Source organism: Mesorhizobium sp. M7A.F.Ca.CA.004.12.1.1 (assembly GCF_003997835.1).
GTDB lineage: Bacteria > Pseudomonadota > Alphaproteobacteria > Rhizobiales > Rhizobiaceae > Mesorhizobium.
Genome location: NZ_RZRK01001434.1, coordinates 1 through 626 on the forward strand (window position 1 = coordinate 1; position 626 = coordinate 626).

Consider the following 626-nt stretch of genomic DNA (forward strand, 5'->3'; position numbering starts at 1 on the left):
TCTCTTCATCGTGCTTGGGCTCCAACTTCCCGACATCATCCGCCATGTGCCGCCGGAGCTCATGAGCCTGCACCCGATCGTCCAGCCGATCGCGACCGTCATCGCGCTGACGCTGTGCCTGATCGCGTTGCGCTTCCTGTGGATCTGGGTGGGCGATATCGCCGCCGGCATCGCTGCGCGTCTGGGCAAGCGCAAAGTGGAGCCGTTCGGGCTGCGCGTGCGGCTCGCCGGTTCGGTGGCCGGTGTGCGCGGCGCCATTACGCTGGCCGGCATCCTGTCACTGCCGCTCGCCATGCCGGACGGCTCGCCGTTTCCGGCGCGCGACCTGGTCATTTTCCTGGCCGCCGGCGTCATTATCTGCTCGCTGGTCATCGCCAGCCTCGCTCTGCCGACGATCGCCAGGGGGCTGGTCGAGCCCGGTGAGGATGCCGGCGCCGCCGAGGAGCGCCTGGCGCGCGTGGGCGCCGCCAAGGCGGCGATCGCGCGCATCGAGAGCATTGCCGGAGCCGCTGATGATGAGGGGGGCGAGGTGCCCGGCGCCGGTAGCCGGCGACAATGTTATCAGCAGCGGCAAGCCTGGCGCCGCATCGCCGCCTCGGACGAAGCCGATGAGGCCCGCGCTGAGG

At 70.1% G+C, this 626-nt stretch carries 1 pseudogene; it reads left to right on the top strand.

Annotated features, from left to right (window positions below):
* Positions 1-626 (top strand): annotated as a pseudogene (locus tag EN984_RS36885) (Na+/H+ antiporter); the annotation flags it as partial.